Below are 17,012 nucleotides of genomic sequence, written 5' to 3' on the forward strand. Positions count from 1 at the left end.
AAGATAAGATGTTCGGAAAATTATCACTGGATGCAGTACCGTTCCATGAACCCATCGTCATGGTAACGATCGCTGCAATTATCGTCGGGGGACTGGCGATACTGGCAGCGATTACTTACTTCGGTAAGTGGACCTACCTATGGAAAGAGTGGTTAACGTCGGTTGACCATAAACGCCTCGGCATCATGTATATCATCGTTGCGATTGTAATGCTGTTACGTGGTTTCGCCGATGCCATCATGATGCGTAGCCAGCAGGCGCTTGCCTCCGCAGGCGAAGCGGGTTTTCTACCGCCGCACCACTACGATCAGATCTTTACCGCTCACGGCGTAATCATGATCTTCTTCGTGGCAATGCCCTTCGTTATCGGTCTGATGAACCTGGTGGTTCCGCTGCAGATCGGCGCGCGCGACGTTGCTTTCCCTTTCCTGAACAACCTGAGCTTCTGGTTCACCGTTGTCGGCGTTATCCTGGTTAACCTCTCGCTGGGCGTGGGTGAATTCGCGCAGACGGGGTGGCTGGCTTATCCGCCGCTATCGGGAATAGAGTACAGTCCCAGCGTCGGGGTCGATTACTGGATATGGGCGTTGCAACTCTCGGGTATTGGTACGACGTTAACCGGTATCAACTTCTTCGTGACGATCCTGAAGATGCGTGCACCGGGTATGACAATGTTCAAGATGCCGGTCTTTACCTGGGCCTCTTTGTGCGCCAACGTACTGATCATCGCCTCTTTCCCGATTCTGACGGTTACCGTCGCTTTGCTGACCCTGGATCGCTATCTGGGCACCCATTTCTTTACCAACGATATGGGCGGCAACATGATGATGTACATCAACCTGATTTGGGCCTGGGGCCATCCGGAAGTGTACATTCTGATTCTGCCGGTCTTCGGGGTATTCTCCGAAATCGCAGCGACCTTCTCGCGTAAACGTCTGTTCGGCTATACCTCGCTGGTTTGGGCGACCGTCTGTATTACCGTACTGTCGTTTATCGTTTGGCTGCACCACTTCTTCACGATGGGCGCGGGCGCGAACGTTAACGCCTTCTTCGGTATCACGACCATGATTATCGCCATCCCGACCGGGGTGAAGATCTTCAACTGGTTGTTCACCATGTATCAGGGCCGTATCGTCTTCCATTCCGCAATGCTGTGGACCATCGGCTTTATCGTGACCTTCTCGGTCGGCGGTATGACCGGCGTTCTGCTGGCGGTACCGGGCGCGGACTTCGTCCTGCACAACAGTCTGTTCCTGATTGCGCACTTCCATAACGTGATCATCGGCGGCGTGGTGTTTGGCTGCTTCGCGGGTATGACGTACTGGTGGCCGAAGGCGTTTGGCTTCAAACTGAACGAAACCTGGGGTAAACGCGCCTTCTGGTTCTGGATTATCGGTTTCTTTGTGGCCTTTATGCCGCTGTACGTACTGGGCTTCATGGGCATGACCCGTCGCCTGAGCCAGCAAATTGATCCGCAGTTCCATACGATGCTGATGGTTGCCGCCGCCGGCGCCGCGCTGATTGCGCTGGGTATCCTGTGCCAACTGATTCAGATCTTCGTTTCTATTCGCGACCGCGATCAGAACCGCGATCTGACCGGCGACCCATGGGGGGGGCGTACGCTGGAGTGGTCAACCTCTTCTCCGCCGCCGTTCTATAACTTTGCCGTTGTGCCGCACGTTCACGAACGTGACGCCTTCTGGGAAATGAAAGAAAAAGGCGAAGCGTACCAACAGCCTGGACAGTATGAAGAGATCCATATGCCGAAAAATAGCGGTGCCGGTATTGTTATCGCCGCCTTCGCGACGGTATTTGGCTTCGCCATGATCTGGCATATCTGGTGGCTGGCGATAGTGGGTTTCGCAGGCATGATCATCAGCTGGATTGTAAAAAGCTTTGATGAAGATGTGGACTACTACGTGCCGGTTCGCGACGTCGAAAAACTGGAAAACCAGCATTTCGATGAGATTACTAAGGCAGGGCTGAAAAATGGCAACTGATACTTTAACGCACGCGACTGCCCACGCGCACGAACACGGGCACCATGACGCAGGCCAGAACAAAATCTTCGGATTTTGGATCTACCTGATGAGCGACTGCATTCTGTTCTCTATTCTGTTCGCAACCTATGCCGTTCTGGTGAACGGCACCGCTGGTGGCCCGACAGGTAAGGACATTTTCGAACTGCCGTTCGTTCTGGTCGAAACCTTCCTGCTGTTGTTTAGCTCCATCACCTACGGCATGGCGGCGATCGCCATGCACAAGAACAACAAGAGCCAGGTTATCTCCTGGCTGGCGTTGACCTTCTTGTTTGGCGCCGGATTCATCGGGATGGAACTCTATGAATTCCATCACCTGATTGTTAACGGTATGGGCCCGGATCGCAGCGGCTTCTTGTCGGCCTTCTTCGCGCTGGTCGGTACTCACGGTCTGCACGTCACTTCCGGTCTTATCTGGATGGCGGTGCTGATGGTGCAAGTCGCCCGTCGCGGTCTGACCAGCACTAACCGTACCCGCATCATGTGCCTGAGCCTGTTCTGGCACTTCCTGGATGTGATTTGGATTTGCGTGTTCACTGTTGTTTATCTGATGGGGGCGATGTAATGAGTCATTCTACCGAGAGCGGCGGCGCATCCCACGGCAGCGTAAAAACGTACATGACCGGCTTCATTCTGTCGGTCATCCTGACGGTTATCCCATTCTGGATGGTAATGACTGGCGCTGCCTCTCCGGCCGTTATTCTGGGATCTATCCTGGCAATGGCAGTGGTACAGATTCTGGTGCATCTGGTGTGTTTCCTGCACATGAACACCAAATCTGATGAAGGCTGGAACATGACGGCCTTTATCTTTACCGTGCTGATCATCGCCATCCTGGTTGTTGGCTCCATCTGGATTATGTGGAACCTCAACTACAACATGATGATGCACTAAGAGCGGCGAGTATGATGTTTAAGCAATACCTGCAAGTAACGAAACCAGGCATCATCTTTGGCAACCTGATCTCAGTGATCGGGGGATTTCTGCTGGCCTCAAAGGGCAGCATTGACTATCCCCTGTTTATCTACACGTTGGTCGGGGTGTCACTGGTTGTGGCGTCGGGTTGTGTATTTAACAACTACATCGACAGGGATATCGACAGGAAGATGGAAAGGACCAAGAATCGGGTGCTGGTCAAAGGCCTGATTTCTCCTGGCGTCTCGCTGGTATACGCCACCCTGCTGGGTATTGCTGGCTTTATGCTGCTGTGGTTTGGCGCCAATCCTCTGGCCTGTTGGCTGGGGGTAATGGGCTTCGTGGTCTACGTTGGCGTGTACAGCTTGTACATGAAACGGCACTCCGTCTACGGAACGCTGATTGGTTCTCTCTCCGGCGCAGCGCCGCCGGTGATTGGCTACTGCGCCGTAACGGGCGACTTCGACAGCGGCGCGGCGATCCTGTTGGCAATTTTCAGCCTCTGGCAGATGCCGCACTCTTATGCCATCGCCATTTTCCGCTTTAAGGACTATCAGGCGGCCAATATTCCGGTTCTGCCGGTGGTAAAAGGGATCTCAGTCGCTAAAAACCACATCACGCTGTATATCATCGCGTTTGCGGTTGCTACGCTAATGCTGACCCTGGGTGGCTATGCCGGTTACAAATACCTGGTGGTCGCCGCGGCGGTCAGCGTCTGGTGGCTCGGCATGGCGCTGCGCGGTTACAAAGTGGAAGATGATAAAGTCTGGGCGCGCAAGCTGTTCGGCTTCTCTATCATTGCCATTACCGCGCTGAGCATCATGATGTCCGTTGATTTTATGGTGCCGAATTCACAGAATCTGCTGACTTACGTTTGGTAAGCTAATCGTCACACCTTCTATGCCGGATGGCGGCTGACGCCTTATCCGGCCTACAAAGCACGTTACTGTAGGCCGGATAAGAGACGTGAGTATCGCCATCCGGCATTTTTCGTTTAAAAATAAAACAATTTATAAATTTTATCTGCTTATCACTGTTAATTTTAGATGTGATAAAAATAAAATTAATTAGCTTATATACGCTGTTATATATATTTATCTCAAATGATTCCTGTATATCGATGAAATGAAGATAAAGTAATTCCACGGCAGAGTTACTCTCTCCGTTAATTAACAACCCATACAATTTCAATTTGATAAACAGGAGTCTCTTATGAGCGAGCAAGATGTCTATTTAATTAAAAACGAATCCGGTGCCGATAAATGCCCATCAGGCAAACTGGCACTTTATACCAATGTCGATTTTAACGGGGGGGAAATGGGTGACATCTTAATTATCTCACCGAATGTTGCTCTTACTAAACAAGACCTGGAAGGTTATGGTTTTATCGTGGGTGAACATGATGGTGTTTCTTCCGTTGTTAATAATATGGATCAAGACGCCACGCTGGTTTCCGGTTTGTACCTTGACGGAGCTACTTTGACCGTTTCGCCGGGGCTCCGCATATCCTCTCTTATTGATTTTCCTTTGGCGACAGGAAACTGGAACGATGAGGTGAACTCCGTTGTTTCCGCAGGCACCCGCAACGTTGATTTAAGCATGAGTATCGAAAGTGAAATTGTTCTGGAGGAGGGAGAAGAATATTCTGCACTACTGCAAATCCATAACAATACCAGTGAAGCTGTGGAAGGGGTGACTGTCTCAGCATCTTCCAGTAACTCCGCCGTTTTTTCTGCCGAATTTTATTCACAAACTCTGAATATTCCGGGCAATGAAACGGTCAATGTACGTATTCCTGTAGAGGGTAAAGGTCAGGGAAAAGCAACGCTAACCTGCCAGCTTACAATGCCTTTGGGTATTATTAACAGTGGCAACAATATGACACAAACCACTGTTACCGTAAGCGAAACTCGCGCATTACAAGTGACTCAATCCTTCGCCGGGGATTGGGCCGATACCTGGCCCAGCACAAATTATATTTATAGTTATAAACTTATTCTCAGCTCTGCTGATACTGAAGTTGATAAATGGGAGCTGTCTTTCTTATTGCCTGAGGGGGCTGAAGTATCCCCTGAATGGTTAGAAACTGAAAGCAGTTGGGTTCAGTTAAATACCGAAAAATCAGTCAATGGCAACGTCTATCTGGATAGTGAACCAGGCCACGTTATCGCTCCAGAGAAAGATATTGAACTGGATATTCAAATTATCTATCCAAACCAATCTACTGATTATCAGACGCTGAAAAATCTGCGACTGATGCAGAAAGGTTAATCATCTGCTTACTCGTCAATACAGGCACTTTCACCTTTTCGGGTGAAAGTGCCTAAACAAAGTTAAGATATATGTTGAAGTGAATATTTGCTTATATTCGCAGTAAATCGTCCCACCTTTTATGCCGGATGGCGGCTTACGCTTATCCGGCCTACAGGTAACGTGCTTTTGTAGGCCGGATAAGATACGTGAGTATCGCCATCCGGCATTTTCGTCTTCCTTCGCCTCCCCTCACCACCACAACATTTGTTAATAAAGCGCATATTTACCCAACCAACGTAGCGCTTTACACTAGGTGCGAATTTTATACAGAGGTGGGAATGAACGATTACAAAATGACGCCTGGGGAGTTGCGCGCCACCTGGGGTTTAGGGACCGTCTTTTCGTTGCGTATGCTGGGCATGTTTATGGTCCTGCCGGTTCTGACCACATACGGCATGGCGCTACAGGGCGCCAGCGAAGCATTAATCGGTATTGCGATCGGCATTTACGGTCTGGCGCAGGCTATCTTTCAAATTCCCTTTGGACTGCTTTCCGACCGCATTGGCCGTAAGCCGCTAATTGTCGGCGGACTGGCTGTATTTGTCGCGGGTAGCGTCATTGCCGCTCTCTCCCACTCAATCTGGGGCATTATTCTGGGGCGCGCACTACAGGGGTCCGGCGCTATTGCCGCCGCCGTCATGGCACTACTGTCTGACCTCACCCGCGAGCAAAACCGCACCAAAGCGATGGCGTTTATCGGCGTCAGCTTTGGTATCACTTTCGCGATTGCGATGGTATTAGGGCCGATCGTTACCCATAGTCTGGGATTGAACGCGTTGTTCTGGATGATCGCCGCCCTCGCCACTCTGGGCATTCTTCTGACAATCTGGGTGGTTCCCAACAGTACCAACCATGTGCTGAATCGCGAATCCGGGATGGTCAAAGGCAGCTTCAGTAAAGTGCTGGCGGAGCCGAGGCTGCTCAAGCTCAATTTCGGCATTATGTGTCTGCATATTTTATTGATGTCCACCTTTGTCGCCCTGCCCGGCCAGCTTGCCGATGCCGGTTTCCCTGCCGCCGAACACTGGAAGGTGTATCTGGCAACCATGGTGATCGCCTTTGCCGCCGTCGTGCCTTTTATCATCTATGCTGAAGTCAAACGGCGGATGAAGCAGGTATTCCTGTTCTGCGTGGGGCTCATTATCGTCGCAGAAATCGTGTTGTGGGGAGCGGGCCAGCATTTGTGGGAGCTGGTGATTGGCGTACAACTCTTTTTCCTCGCCTTTAATCTGATGGAGGCGCTGCTGCCTTCGCTTATTAGCAAAGAGTCGCCCGCGGGGTATAAAGGAACGGCGATGGGCGTCTATTCTACCAGTCAGTTTCTTGGCGTGGCGCTTGGCGGCTCGCTGGGCGGCTGGATAGACGGCACGTTTGATGGGCAAACCGTTTTCCTTGCCGGGGCCGTACTGGCGATGGTATGGCTGGCGGTGGCAAGTACCATGAAAGAGCCGCCCTATGTCAGCAGCCTGCGCGTGGAAATTCCAGCGGATATCGTTGCTGACGACAGGCTAAAACAGCGACTGTTGGCAATGAAAGGCGTAAGCGAAGCGCTGATCGTGGCGGAAGAGCATTCCGCTTACGTCAAAATCGACAGCAAAGTGACCAATCGCTTTGAAGTTGAACAGCTTATCAGCAAAGGATGAATGCTGCATTGCCGGATGGCGGCGAGGCTCTATCCGGCATAACAACTTAATCGCGGAAGTTTTTGAACTGGAACGGCTGGCCCAAATCGCCGCCGCGAACCAGCGCCATTACCGATTGCAGATCGTCACGTGATTTGCCCGTCACGCGAATCTCTTCCCCCTGAATTTGCGCCTGCACCTTCAGTTTGCTGTCTTTAATCAGCTTGACGATTTTCTTCTGCACGGCGCTTTCAATGCCCTGCTTCAGCTTCGCTTCCACATACCAGGTTTTACCGCTATGCACGAACTCGTCCGGTACATCCAGCGAAGCGCCTTCAATACCGCGTTTAAGCAGCTTGGCGCGCAGAATATCGAGCAACTGATTGACCTGGAAATCGGACTCGCTCAGCACCTTGATGGTTTTATTGGCATCGTTCAGTTCAATAGTCGCCTCTACGCCACGAAAGTCAAAACGAGACTCAACCTCGCGAACCGCGTTATCCACGCCGTTACGCGCTTCCTGCAGATCAACTTCAGAAACAATATCGAAAGATGGCATCTTTTCTTCTCCCTTCATTTTCGTTGCGTTGCATAATACCTGCAACGAGGCTTAACGAGAAGCTTAGCTGATGACGCTATAATTAGCGCCATAACACCTGGCGCTGTTGCAGGTGAGGAGGAACAATGAAAATTACTGTACTGGGATGCGGAGCCTTAGGACAACTTTGGCTTTCGGCACTGTGCAAACATGGACATGACGTACAGGGCTGGCTACGGGTGCCACAACCTTATTGCAGCGTAAATCTGATCGATACCGATGGTTCCTTTTTCAACGAATCACTGACGGCAAACGATCCGGATTTTTTGGCGAAGAGCGAACTGTTGTTAGTCACGCTGAAAGCGTGGCAGGTTTCCGACGCAGTACGAACCCTGGCGTCAACCCTACCGGTGACGTCGCCTATTCTGCTCATTCATAATGGAATGGGAACCATAGAAGAACTGCAAAATATCCAACAGCCGATGTTGATGGGGACTATCACCCATGCTGCGCGCCGCGACGGTAATATCATTATTCATGTCGCTAACGGTACTACGCATATTGGCCCGGCGCGCGAGCAAGACGGCGATTACAGTTATCTCGCCGATATCCTGCAGGGGGTACTGCCCGATGTCGCCTGGCATAACAATATCCGCGCAGAGATGTGGCGCAAACTGGCGGTCAACTGTGTTATCAACCCGCTCACCGCGCTTTGGAACTGCCCGAACGGCGAGCTGCGCCATCATACTGATGAAATTAACGCAATTTGAGAAGAGGTCGCCGCCGTGATTGAACGTGAAGGCTACCACACATCGGCAGACGATTTACGCTATTATGTTGAGCAAGTGATTGACAGTACGGCAGAAAACATCTCATCCATGTTGCAGGACGTGCGTGCCATGCGCCATACCGAAATTGACTACATCACCGGTTATTTACTCAAGCGCGCCCGTGTGCATGGTCTCGCCGTTCCGGAAAATAGCCGCCTGTTTGAAATGGTAAAGCGAAAGGAGAGTGAGTATGAGCGCTCAGGCACTGGTATGCCTCGCCCCTGGTAGTGAAGAGACCGAAGCGGTCACCACTATCGATCTGCTGGTTCGCGGCGGAATCCACGTCACTACCGCCAGCGTCGCCAGCGATGGCAACCTGACGATTGTCTGCTCGCGCGGTGTAAAGCTACTGGCGGATGCGCCGCTGGTTGAAGTTGCCGACGGCGATTATGACATCATCGTGTTGCCCGGCGGTCTTAAGGGCGCCGAGTGCTTTCGCGACAGCCCGCTGCTGGTCGAAACCGTAAAACAGTTTCACCGCTCCGGGCGCATTGTCGCAGCCATTTGCGCCGCAGCCGCCACAGTGCTTGTGCCGCACGATATCTTCCCTATCGGCAATATGACCGGTTTTCCGGCGCTGAAAGATAAGATCCCCGCCGAACAGTGGCTGGATAAGCGTGTGGTGTGGGATGCGCGGGTAAAATTATTAACCAGCCAGGGACCGGGTACCGCTATCGATTTTGGTTTGAAAATCATCGACCTGTTGGCTGGTCGTGAAAAAGCGCATGAAGTGGCTTCGCAACTGGTGATGGCGGCGGGGATTTATAACTACTACGAATAAGAATGATTGCCGGATGGCGGCGCTGACGCGCCTTATCCGGCCTGCAACATGCTTGGTTCTGTAGGCCCGGTAAGCGTAGCGCCACCGGGCGAGCTCTATCCGGTCTCCGTGCTAATTAGAACCACGGCGCTCCGCTCATCACATTGCTATAAAACAGCATTCTTCCCGCCAGCTCACTGGTCACAACGAAAGCGCCTCACACTCAACTATGCGTACCGTAGCGCAAACGCGAATCATCCTATACCGCCACACAGAGGCTGGCGCATAATTGCCACCAGAGTAACGGGATTGTCGCGTCGGCACCCGGAACATGATATCGATTTTCTTCCCAATACGCCGGTTCCGATCCATGCCAGCGGTGCAGGACAAGTGTTGATGAGTTTTACCGATGTTGAGGCGCAAGACGAAGCACGAGCAGAGCCGATTAACCAGGCGAGAATGGAGGGTTATGCGGTTCGCTACCCTCCAACGCAAGGGATCTCTGGCGCGCAGTTTATTGCCTGCCCGCTTCTGGATAATAAAGAGAAGTTAATTGCGATTGCGGTGACAATGGGATTTTTTAGCGCAGAAGCCATTCCACACATCGCCAGCCAGTTACTACACGCGCTCGCCCCGCTACATTAACGGAATGCGCTTTGCCCCGGCACGCACTGGTCCGGGACAAACGGCCGTTACGGGCGATACACCTTCACATTCGCAAACCCCTGCTCGCGCAGATAGAGCGCCTGTAGCCGGCTCATTACGCCGCGTTCGCACCACAGCAGCCAGGTTTTGCTCTGGTCGAGGTCGCCGAATTTAGTGCTCAGCTTGTAGAACGGCAGAGAAACGACGTCTACGCCTTCCACTTTCAGCGGCTTATCATCCTGCTCATCGACAGAACGGATATCCAGAATCACATCGTTGGCGCCAAAACCGCTAACGGTTTCTACTTCCACCACCTCCTGCTGGGTCTGCTGGGCGATGTCACGGATATCGACGTTGTTCGCTTCTTCTACCACCTTATCGAGAATACTGAAGTCGAAATTTTCTTCTTCGGCTTCAATTTTCGCTTTAATGGCTTTCACCGTCGGACTTTTTGAAATCACGCCACAGTATTCCGGCATGGTGCGGGCAAAATCTTCGGTGCCGATCTGACGGGCGAGATTAATAATATGCTCTTTATCGTAAGAGATCAGTGGACGCAGGATCAGCGTGTCAGACACGTTATCGATCAAGCGCAAGTTGGTTAGCGTCTGGCTGGACACCTGGCCCAGCGCTTCGCCGGTCACCAGCGCCTGTACGCCGTAACGTTCCGCCACTTTCGACGCCGCGCGCACCATCATGCGCTTGAGTACGACGCCCATCTGACCGTCATCGACTTTCTCCAGAATCTCGCCGACTACCGGCTCGAAGTTAATCGCCACAAAACGCACGCGATGGGAGCTGCCAAAGCGGTTCCACAGGTAATGCGCCACCTGACGAACGCCGATTTCATGCGCCGCGCCGCCAAGGTTAAAGAAGCAGTAGTGTACGCGACAGCCGCGACGCATCAGCATATAGCTGGAGACCCCGGAGTCGAAACCGCCAGAGATCAGCGACAACACATCTTCCTGGGTGCCAATCGGGAAACCGCCAATACCTTCATAACGCCCTTTGATCAGTAGCAGGCGGTCATCTTCCACTTCCAGATGTACTGTCACATCCGGGTTAGTGAGCTTCACGCGCGCCGATTCAATATGCTGATTTAATCCGCCGCCCACATAGCGCTCCACCTCAATGGAACTAAACTCATGTTTGCCGCGACGTTTTACGCGCACGCAGAAGGTTTTGCCTTCAAGCTGCTCGCGATACTGCGCCAACGCTTTCTCGAAAATATCGTGCATATCAGTGAACGGCACATCTTCGACTTCAAGAATATGGTGAATCCCCGGAATGCGGGTCAGCGCGTCACGAATCGCCAGACGCTGGTTTTCATCTTTGGCACGAACTTCAATGTTATCCCAGTGACGGACAACTGCGAGGGTCTCATCATAGTGCTTTAAAACGTTACGGATGTTCCCGGTTAAAATTTTTATAAAGCGCAAACGCACAGATTGGCTTTTGATAGTGATTTCCGGGAACAATTTAATGATAAACTTCATGGCGGCAATGGTTCTTTAGCAAGCTATCTAAGGCTTGTCGTGGAGAAATAGTACAGCAGCCCATACCTACGGCTGCATCCAGGCGCGGAAGTATATCACTATCACGGACATCTTGCGCATTTCCCCTTACCATTGCGCGTTATTTGCTTATCAGTGTGAGTCCGTTACCATAGACTTGTGCTGCCATTACAGAGAGTCAAACAGTCATTATGCCGAAGAAAAATGAGGCGCCCGCCAGCTTTGAAACTGCGCTGAGCGAGCTGGAACATATCGTTACCCGCCTGGAAAGCGGCGATTTGCCGCTGGAAGACGCGCTGAATGAATTTGAGCGCGGCGTACAACTGGCGCGTCAGGGGCAGGCAAAACTGCAGCAAGCGGAACAGCGCGTGCAAATTTTGCTGTCTGATAATGAAGGGGCTTCACCTGAGCCTTTTATCGCGGATAATGAGTAAATGGACTTTACGCAGCAGCTACAGGCTTGCGTAGCGCAAGCGAATCAGGCGCTGAGCCGTTTTATCGCGCCACTGCCCTTTCAGAACACTCCCGTGGTCGAAGCTATGCAGTATGGCGCATTATTAGGCGGTAAGCGCCTGCGGCCGTTTCTGGTTTACGCCACCGGTCAAATGTTTGGCGTCAGTACGGCAACGCTGGATGCGCCAGCCGCAGCGGTCGAATGCATCCATGCATATTCGTTGATCCATGATGACTTGCCGGCAATGGACGATGACGATTTGCGCCGCGGCCTGCCGACTTGCCATATTAAATTTGGCGAAGCCAACGCCATCCTGGCGGGAGATGCGCTGCAAACTCTGGCCTTTGCCATTATCAGTGACGCGCCGATGCCGGAAGTCGCCGATCGCGATCGTATCGCGATGATCGCCGAACTGGCTAACGCCAGCGGTATCGCCGGAATGTGCGGCGGTCAGGCATTGGATCTGGCGGCAGAAGGCCAACAGATAACTCTGGACGCGCTGGAACGCATTCATCGCCATAAGACTGGCGCGCTCATTCGCGCCGCCGTTAGACTTGGCGCGTTGAGTGCGGGCGATAAAGGACGGAATACTCTGCCGATACTTGACCGCTACGCAGAGAGTATCGGCCTTGCCTTCCAGGTTCAGGATGACATTCTGGATGTGGTGGGCGATACTGCAACGTTAGGTAAACGTCAGGGCGCAGACCAGCAGCTTGGCAAAAGTACCTATCCTGCACTTCTGGGTCTTGAGCAAGCCCGGAATAAAGCCCGGGACCTGATAGAGGACGCCCGTCAGTCGTTAAATCAACTGGCCGCACAATCACTGGACACCTCGGCACTGGAAGCGCTAGCGAATTACATAATCCAGCGTGATAAATAAACCCCATATCCAATGAGCTTGCGATGAGTTTTGATATAGCCAAATACCCTACCCTGGCATTGGTCGACTCCACTCAGGAGTTACGACTGTTACCGAAAGAGAGTCTGCCGAAACTCTGCGACGAGCTACGCCGCTACTTACTCGACAGCGTAAGCCGTTCCAGCGGGCACTTCGCTTCCGGGCTGGGCACGGTAGAACTTACCGTGGCGCTGCATTATGTCTACAACACCCCGTTTGACCAGTTGATCTGGGATGTCGGTCACCAGGCTTATCCGCATAAAATCCTTACCGGCCGTCGCGACAAAATCGGCACCATTCGCCAGAAAGGCGGTCTGCACCCGTTCCCGTGGCGCGCCGAAAGCGAATACGACGTACTGAGCGTTGGGCATTCCTCCACCTCCATCAGCGCCGGTATCGGTATTGCCGTGGCGGCGGAGAAAGAAGGCAAAGATCGCCGCACCGTCTGCGTGATTGGCGACGGCGCAATCACTGCCGGTATGGCGTTTGAAGCGATGAATCATGCAGGCGATATCCGGCCCGACATGCTGGTCATTCTGAACGACAATGAAATGTCGATTTCGGAAAACGTCGGCGCGCTCAACAACCATCTGGCGCAGCTACTTTCCGGTAAGCTTTACTCTTCCCTGCGCGAAGGCGGAAAAAAGGTCTTCTCGGGCGTACCGCCGATCAAAGAACTGCTCAAGCGTACCGAAGAACATATTAAAGGTATGGTTGTGCCGGGAACATTGTTCGAAGAACTCGGCTTTAACTACATCGGGCCGGTCGATGGTCACGATGTAATGGGGCTTATCAGCACGCTGAAGAATATGCGCGACCTGAAAGGCCCGCAATTCCTGCATATCATGACCAAAAAAGGCCGCGGCTATGAGCCCGCGGAAAAAGATCCGATCACTTTCCATGCGGTGCCTAAATTTGATCCTTCCAGCGGATGTTTGCCGAAAAGTAGCGGCGGTCTGCCAGGTTATTCAAAAATCTTCGGTGACTGGCTGTGTGAAACTGCCGCCAAAGACAGCAAGCTGATGGCGATCACCCCGGCAATGCGCGAAGGCTCCGGCATGGTGGAATTTTCACGTAAATTCCCGGATCGCTATTTTGACGTCGCCATCGCCGAGCAGCATGCCGTCACCTTCGCCGCAGGTCTGGCGATTGGCGGCTATAAGCCCGTCGTGGCGATCTACTCTACTTTCCTGCAACGCGCCTACGACCAGGTCATCCATGACGTCGCTATCCAGAAACTGCCGGTTATGTTCGCCATCGATCGCGCCGGTATCGTTGGCGCGGATGGACAAACGCACCAGGGCGCGTTCGATCTCTCCTATCTGCGCTGCATCCCGGATATGGTGATCATGACGCCAAGCGACGAGAACGAATGTCGCCAGATGTTATTTACCGGGTATCACTATAACGACGGCCCGACGGCAGTACGTTATCCACGCGGTAATGCACAGGGCGTGGCGCTAACCCCGCTGGAAAAACTGCCTATTGGTAAAGGCCTTGTGAAGCGTCTTGGCGAAAAACTGGCGATTCTGAACTTTGGCACCTTAATGCCTGAGGCGGCGAAAGTCGCCGAAGCGCTGAACGCCACGCTGGTCGACATGCGCTTTGTTAAACCGCTGGACGACACGTTAATTCTGGAGATGGCCGCGCAGCATGAAGCGCTGGTGACGCTGGAAGAAAACGCTATTATGGGCGGCGCTGGCAGCGGCGTAAACGAAGTGCTAATGGCCCATCGTAAACCTGTACCTGTGCTGAATATCGGCCTTCCGGATTTCTTTATCCCGCAAGGAACGCAGGAAGAAGCCCGCGCGGAACTGGGGCTCGACGCCGCAGGCATTGAAGCCAAAATCAAGGCCTGGCTGGCATAATCCCCTCTTCGCTCCTGCTATGCTTAAAGAGTGACGGGTATAACAGGAGCGGAGTAATGCAATACAACACCTTAGGAAATACGGATCTTCAGGTTTCCCGCCTTTGTCTGGGCTGTATGACATTCGGCGAGCCGAGTCGCGGCAATCACGCCTGGACGCTTCCCGAAGAGAGCAGCCGTCCCATCATCAAGCGCGCCCTTGAGGGCGGCATTAACTTTTTTGATACCGCTAACAGCTATTCCGACGGCAGCAGCGAAGAGATTGTCGGTCGCGCGTTGCGTGATTTTGCCCGGCGCGACGAGGTGGTGGTGGCGACGAAAGTCTTTCATCGCGTTGGCGATCTGCCGGAAGGTTTGTCCCGCACGCAAATCCTGCGCTCCATTGACGATAGCCTCGCCCGTCTGGGAATGGAATATGTCGATATCCTGCAAATCCACCGCTGGGATTACACCACGCCGATAGAAGAAACGCTGGACGCGCTAAATGAAGTGGTGAAGGCGGGTAAAGCCCGCTATATCGGCGCCTCCTCAATGCACGCCTCACAATTTGCCCAGGCGCTGGCGCTACAAAAACAACACGGCTGGGCGCCGTTTGTCACCATGCAGGATCACTATAACCTGATCTACCGCGAGGAAGAGCGTGAGATGCTGCCGCTATGCTGGCAGGAAGGCGTCGCCGTGATTCCGTGGAGTCCACTGGCGCGCGGGCGCTTAACTCGCCCCTGGGGAGAAACCACGGCCCGGCTGGTCTCTGATGACGTGGGCAAAGATTTATACGACGAAAGCGATAAAAATGATGCGCAAATAGCGGAACGGCTGGCTGGCGTCAGCGAGGCGCTTGGCGCGACGCGAGCGCAGGTTGCGCTGGCCTGGCTGCTCAGCAAACGAGGCGTCGCCGCGCCGATTATCGGCGCTTCGCGTGAAGAGCAGTTAGATGAATTGCTGAATGCCGTTGATTTAACGCTCAAACCGGAGCAGATTGCCGAACTCGAAACACCGTATAAGCAGCATCCGGTGGTCGGATTTAAATAAAAGTGGTATCCGATGGCACTACGCTCTGTTATAGGCCGGATAAGGCGTTTACGCCGCCATCCGACAACCCCTTTAAATGATACCGAGCGGCCAGTGATGACCGACAAAATACAGTATTCCGGCGGATATCACGCCGGCGACGATATCATCGATCATGATCCCCATGCCGCCGTGCACGTTGCGATCAAACCAACGGATCGGCCAGGGTTTCCACATATCCAGAATGCGAAAGATAACGAACCCGGCAGCTACCCACTGCCAGGCAGTCGTCGGCAACGCCATCAGCGTTATCCACATACCGATAAATTCATCCCAGACAATACTGCCGTGGTCATGTACCCCCATATCTTTCGCCGTCTGATGGCAAAGATAAACGCCAATACAGATCCCAAACATCACGACCAGCGAATAAAGCTGCCACGGCAGAAACGTCATCAGATACCAGAAGGGGATCGCCGCCAGCGAGCCCATCGTGCCCGGCACCACGGGGCTCAGCCCGCTGCCAAAGCCGGTAGCGAGCAGATGCCACGGATTGCGCAAATTCAGGCGGCTTTTCGCAACATCTTTATGGCGTGGCAAAATGGTCATATCCTTTCCAGTCGAAGGTGACAGGCATTCCGTCACGTACAAAATTCATCCCTTCAATATCTGCGCTCATTTGACCTATGCAGGTAAAGGGAACACCCAGTTGACCGATGGCGACATCCAGCGCGCCGCGGTTCAGTTCCGGCACAGTAAAACACAGCTCATAGTCTTCGCCGCCAGAAAGCGCCCAGCGTAGCGCCTGCCCGGCATCAACATGGCGCATCATCGCGTCGGATTTGGGGAGCGCATCAACATCTACTCTTGCCCCACAACCGCTGGCCTTGACGATATGCCCCAGATCGGAAATCAGGCCGTCGGAAAGATCGATAGCCGCGCTGGCGATATCACGCAGCGCCTGGCCGTGTAAAATACGCGGCGTCGGGCGTAAATGACGTTTAATAAAATAGTGAGCGTCTGTCTCCTCCGATACCTGGAGCCGGTTTTGCAAAACCGCCAGCCCGGCAGCGCTGTCGCCCGGCGTACCGGTGATATAAATCCAGTCACCTGGCTTCGCGCCAGATCGCTTGAGCGCGCGCCCTGCCGGGATATAACCATGGATACCCAGCGTCATCGACAGCGGTCCACGCGTGGTGTCACCGCCAATGAGCTGCATATCGTAGTAATTCAATAGCTCAAACAGACTGTCGCTAAAAGCCTCCAGCCACGGCTCATCCACTTCCGGCAATGTTAACGCCAGAGTTAACCAGGCCGGGTCGGCCCCCATCGCGGCCAGATCGCTTAAATTCACCGCCAACGCTTTATAAGCCAGATCGGCAGGATCGATATCAGGGAGGAAGTGGTTGCCCGCCACCAGCGTATCGGTACTGATCGCCAGGGTCTGCTTTTCAGGAATATTCAGGAGCGCGCAATCGTCGCCAATACCGGTTTCAACATCAAGACGAGAGCTTCTTACACGGTCAAAATAACGGGCAATCAGGGAAAACTCGCCACATGCCATACGTTATGCCTCAGCAGAAAAAAAGAAAAGGCCGGAGACGAC

At 53.1% G+C, this 17,012-nt stretch carries 16 protein-coding genes and 1 pseudogene; 13 read left to right on the plus strand and 4 right to left on the minus strand.

What is annotated here, in order from left to right; genetic code table 11:
* Positions 1 to 8 precede the first annotated feature (8 nt).
* The 6 genes from cyoB (at position 9) to AC3G3F_RS15440 (ending at position 6,910) form a co-directional block, all read left to right on the plus strand.
* The gene (gene cyoB, locus AC3G3F_RS15415) at positions 9 to 2,000 is read left to right on the plus strand and encodes a cytochrome o ubiquinol oxidase subunit I (RefSeq protein ID WP_000467156.1); all 1,992 of its coding nucleotides are present in this window, start codon (positions 9 to 11) and stop codon (positions 1,998 to 2,000) included.
* Positions 1,990 to 2,604 (plus strand): cytochrome o ubiquinol oxidase subunit III, encoded by a 615-nt coding sequence (locus tag AC3G3F_RS15420; protein WP_023246682.1) that lies wholly within the window; start codon positions 1,990 to 1,992, stop codon positions 2,602 to 2,604. The genes cyoB and AC3G3F_RS15420 overlap by 11 nt, the downstream gene beginning before the upstream one ends.
* Positions 2,604 to 2,933 carry a cytochrome o ubiquinol oxidase subunit IV gene (locus AC3G3F_RS15425; protein WP_000019878.1) on the plus strand — a complete coding sequence of 110 codons (330 nt, stop codon included), beginning with the start codon at positions 2,604 to 2,606 and terminating at the stop codon, positions 2,931 to 2,933. Before AC3G3F_RS15420 ends, AC3G3F_RS15425 begins: the two co-directional genes overlap by 1 nt.
* 11 nt (positions 2,934 to 2,944) lie before the next feature.
* Positions 2,945 to 3,835, plus strand: coding sequence for a heme o synthase (cyoE, locus tag AC3G3F_RS15430; RefSeq protein WP_000971352.1), 891 nt, complete (start codon positions 2,945 to 2,947; stop codon positions 3,833 to 3,835).
* A gap of 331 nt (positions 3,836 to 4,166) precedes the next feature.
* Entirely contained in the window at positions 4,167 to 5,225 is a 1,059-nt protein-coding gene (locus AC3G3F_RS15435) for a peptidase inhibitor family I36 protein (protein WP_053529237.1), read from the plus strand.
* Positions 5,226 to 5,545: 320 nt separating this feature from the next.
* Positions 5,546 to 6,910, plus strand: coding sequence for an MFS transporter (locus AC3G3F_RS15440; RefSeq protein WP_121767850.1), 1,365 nt, complete (start codon positions 5,546 to 5,548; stop codon positions 6,908 to 6,910).
* Between the two features lie 46 nt (positions 6,911 to 6,956).
* Here AC3G3F_RS15440 and AC3G3F_RS15445 read toward each other — a convergent pair whose 3' ends face one another.
* Positions 6,957 to 7,448: a YajQ family cyclic di-GMP-binding protein gene (locus tag AC3G3F_RS15445; RefSeq protein ID WP_001138913.1), complete on the minus strand. Its 492-nt coding sequence runs from the start codon at positions 7,446 to 7,448 to the stop codon at positions 6,957 to 6,959.
* A 125-nt stretch (positions 7,449 to 7,573) separates the two neighbouring features.
* Between AC3G3F_RS15445 and panE the strand changes: the two are divergent.
* From panE to AC3G3F_RS15460, 3 genes and pseudogenes are all read left to right on the plus strand, one after another.
* Positions 7,574 to 8,485 (plus strand): annotated as a pseudogene (panE, locus tag AC3G3F_RS15450) (2-dehydropantoate 2-reductase).
* A complete protein-coding gene (gene yajL / locus AC3G3F_RS15455) occupies positions 8,448 to 9,038 on the plus strand; it encodes a protein deglycase YajL (protein WP_121767851.1) in 591 nt (196 codons plus the stop codon). Before panE ends, yajL begins: the two are co-directional and overlap by 38 nt.
* Before the next feature lie 48 nt (positions 9,039 to 9,086).
* Positions 9,087 to 9,662: a hypothetical protein gene (locus AC3G3F_RS15460; RefSeq protein WP_267286342.1), complete on the plus strand. Its 576-nt coding sequence runs from the start codon at positions 9,087 to 9,089 to the stop codon at positions 9,660 to 9,662.
* Positions 9,663 to 9,709: 47 nt separating this feature from the next.
* Here the strand turns inward: AC3G3F_RS15460 and thiI are convergent, their stop codons facing one another.
* The gene (gene thiI / locus AC3G3F_RS15465; RefSeq protein ID WP_023246160.1) at positions 9,710 to 11,158 is read right to left on the minus strand and encodes a tRNA uracil 4-sulfurtransferase ThiI; all 1,449 of its coding nucleotides are present in this window, start codon (positions 11,156 to 11,158) and stop codon (positions 9,710 to 9,712) included.
* A gap of 209 nt (positions 11,159 to 11,367) precedes the next feature.
* On the opposite strand from thiI, the gene xseB reads away from it, so the two are divergent.
* From xseB to AC3G3F_RS15485, 4 genes are read left to right on the plus strand one after another with little or no spacing between them, the layout of a single operon-like run.
* Positions 11,368 to 11,610, plus strand: a complete 243-nt coding sequence (gene xseB / locus AC3G3F_RS15470; RefSeq protein ID WP_023246159.1) for an exodeoxyribonuclease VII small subunit — start codon at positions 11,368 to 11,370, stop codon at positions 11,608 to 11,610.
* Positions 11,611 to 12,510: a (2E,6E)-farnesyl diphosphate synthase gene (gene ispA / locus AC3G3F_RS15475; RefSeq protein WP_023246158.1), complete on the plus strand. Its 900-nt coding sequence runs from the start codon at positions 11,611 to 11,613 to the stop codon at positions 12,508 to 12,510. It begins immediately after the preceding gene.
* A gap of 23 nt (positions 12,511 to 12,533) precedes the next feature.
* Positions 12,534 to 14,396: a 1-deoxy-D-xylulose-5-phosphate synthase gene (gene dxs, locus AC3G3F_RS15480; RefSeq protein WP_023246157.1), complete on the plus strand. Its 1,863-nt coding sequence runs from the start codon at positions 12,534 to 12,536 to the stop codon at positions 14,394 to 14,396.
* Between the two features lie 56 nt (positions 14,397 to 14,452).
* The gene (locus AC3G3F_RS15485; protein ID WP_488395281.1) at positions 14,453 to 15,427 is read left to right on the plus strand and encodes an aldo/keto reductase; all 975 of its coding nucleotides are present in this window, start codon (positions 14,453 to 14,455) and stop codon (positions 15,425 to 15,427) included.
* 72 nt (positions 15,428 to 15,499) lie between these two features.
* On the opposite strand, the gene pgpA is transcribed toward AC3G3F_RS15485, so the two are convergent.
* Positions 15,500 to 16,015 (minus strand): phosphatidylglycerophosphatase A, encoded by a 516-nt coding sequence (gene pgpA, locus AC3G3F_RS15490; protein ID WP_488395283.1) that lies wholly within the window; start codon positions 16,013 to 16,015, stop codon positions 15,500 to 15,502.
* Positions 15,993 to 16,970, minus strand: coding sequence for a thiamine-phosphate kinase (gene thiL / locus AC3G3F_RS15495; protein ID WP_023246154.1), 978 nt, complete (start codon positions 16,968 to 16,970; stop codon positions 15,993 to 15,995). The genes pgpA and thiL overlap by 23 nt, the downstream gene beginning before the upstream one ends.
* Positions 16,971 to 17,012: the final 42 nt, after the last annotated feature.

It is taken from the genome of Salmonella sp. FC25216, assembly GCF_057751355.1.

Bases quoted from the DNA above. Each gene is read 5' to 3' on its own strand.
- cyoB (WP_000467156.1), top strand. From the start codon at position 9: ATGTTCGGAAAATTATCACTGGATGCAGTACCGTTCCATGAACCCATC.
- AC3G3F_RS15420 (WP_023246682.1), top strand. From the start codon at position 1,990: ATGGCAACTGATACTTTAACGCACGCGACTGCCCACGCGCACGAACAC.
- AC3G3F_RS15425 (WP_000019878.1), top strand. From the start codon at position 2,604: ATGAGTCATTCTACCGAGAGCGGCGGCGCATCCCACGGCAGCGTAAAA.
- cyoE (WP_000971352.1), top strand. From the start codon at position 2,945: ATGATGTTTAAGCAATACCTGCAAGTAACGAAACCAGGCATCATCTTT.
- AC3G3F_RS15435 (WP_053529237.1), top strand. From the start codon at position 4,167: ATGAGCGAGCAAGATGTCTATTTAATTAAAAACGAATCCGGTGCCGAT.
- AC3G3F_RS15440 (WP_121767850.1), top strand. From the start codon at position 5,546: ATGAACGATTACAAAATGACGCCTGGGGAGTTGCGCGCCACCTGGGGT.
- AC3G3F_RS15445 (WP_001138913.1), bottom strand. From the start codon at position 7,448: ATGCCATCTTTCGATATTGTTTCTGAAGTTGATCTGCAGGAAGCGCGT.
- yajL (WP_121767851.1), top strand. From the start codon at position 8,448: ATGAGCGCTCAGGCACTGGTATGCCTCGCCCCTGGTAGTGAAGAGACC.
- AC3G3F_RS15460 (WP_267286342.1), top strand. From the start codon at position 9,087: ATGCTTGGTTCTGTAGGCCCGGTAAGCGTAGCGCCACCGGGCGAGCTC.
- thiI (WP_023246160.1), bottom strand. From the start codon at position 11,158: ATGAAGTTTATCATTAAATTGTTCCCGGAAATCACTATCAAAAGCCAA.
- xseB (WP_023246159.1), top strand. From the start codon at position 11,368: ATGCCGAAGAAAAATGAGGCGCCCGCCAGCTTTGAAACTGCGCTGAGC.
- ispA (WP_023246158.1), top strand. From the start codon at position 11,611: ATGGACTTTACGCAGCAGCTACAGGCTTGCGTAGCGCAAGCGAATCAG.
- dxs (WP_023246157.1), top strand. From the start codon at position 12,534: ATGAGTTTTGATATAGCCAAATACCCTACCCTGGCATTGGTCGACTCC.
- AC3G3F_RS15485 (WP_488395281.1), top strand. From the start codon at position 14,453: ATGCAATACAACACCTTAGGAAATACGGATCTTCAGGTTTCCCGCCTT.
- pgpA (WP_488395283.1), bottom strand. From the start codon at position 16,015: ATGACCATTTTGCCACGCCATAAAGATGTTGCGAAAAGCCGCCTGAAT.
- thiL (WP_023246154.1), bottom strand. From the start codon at position 16,970: ATGGCATGTGGCGAGTTTTCCCTGATTGCCCGTTATTTTGACCGTGTA.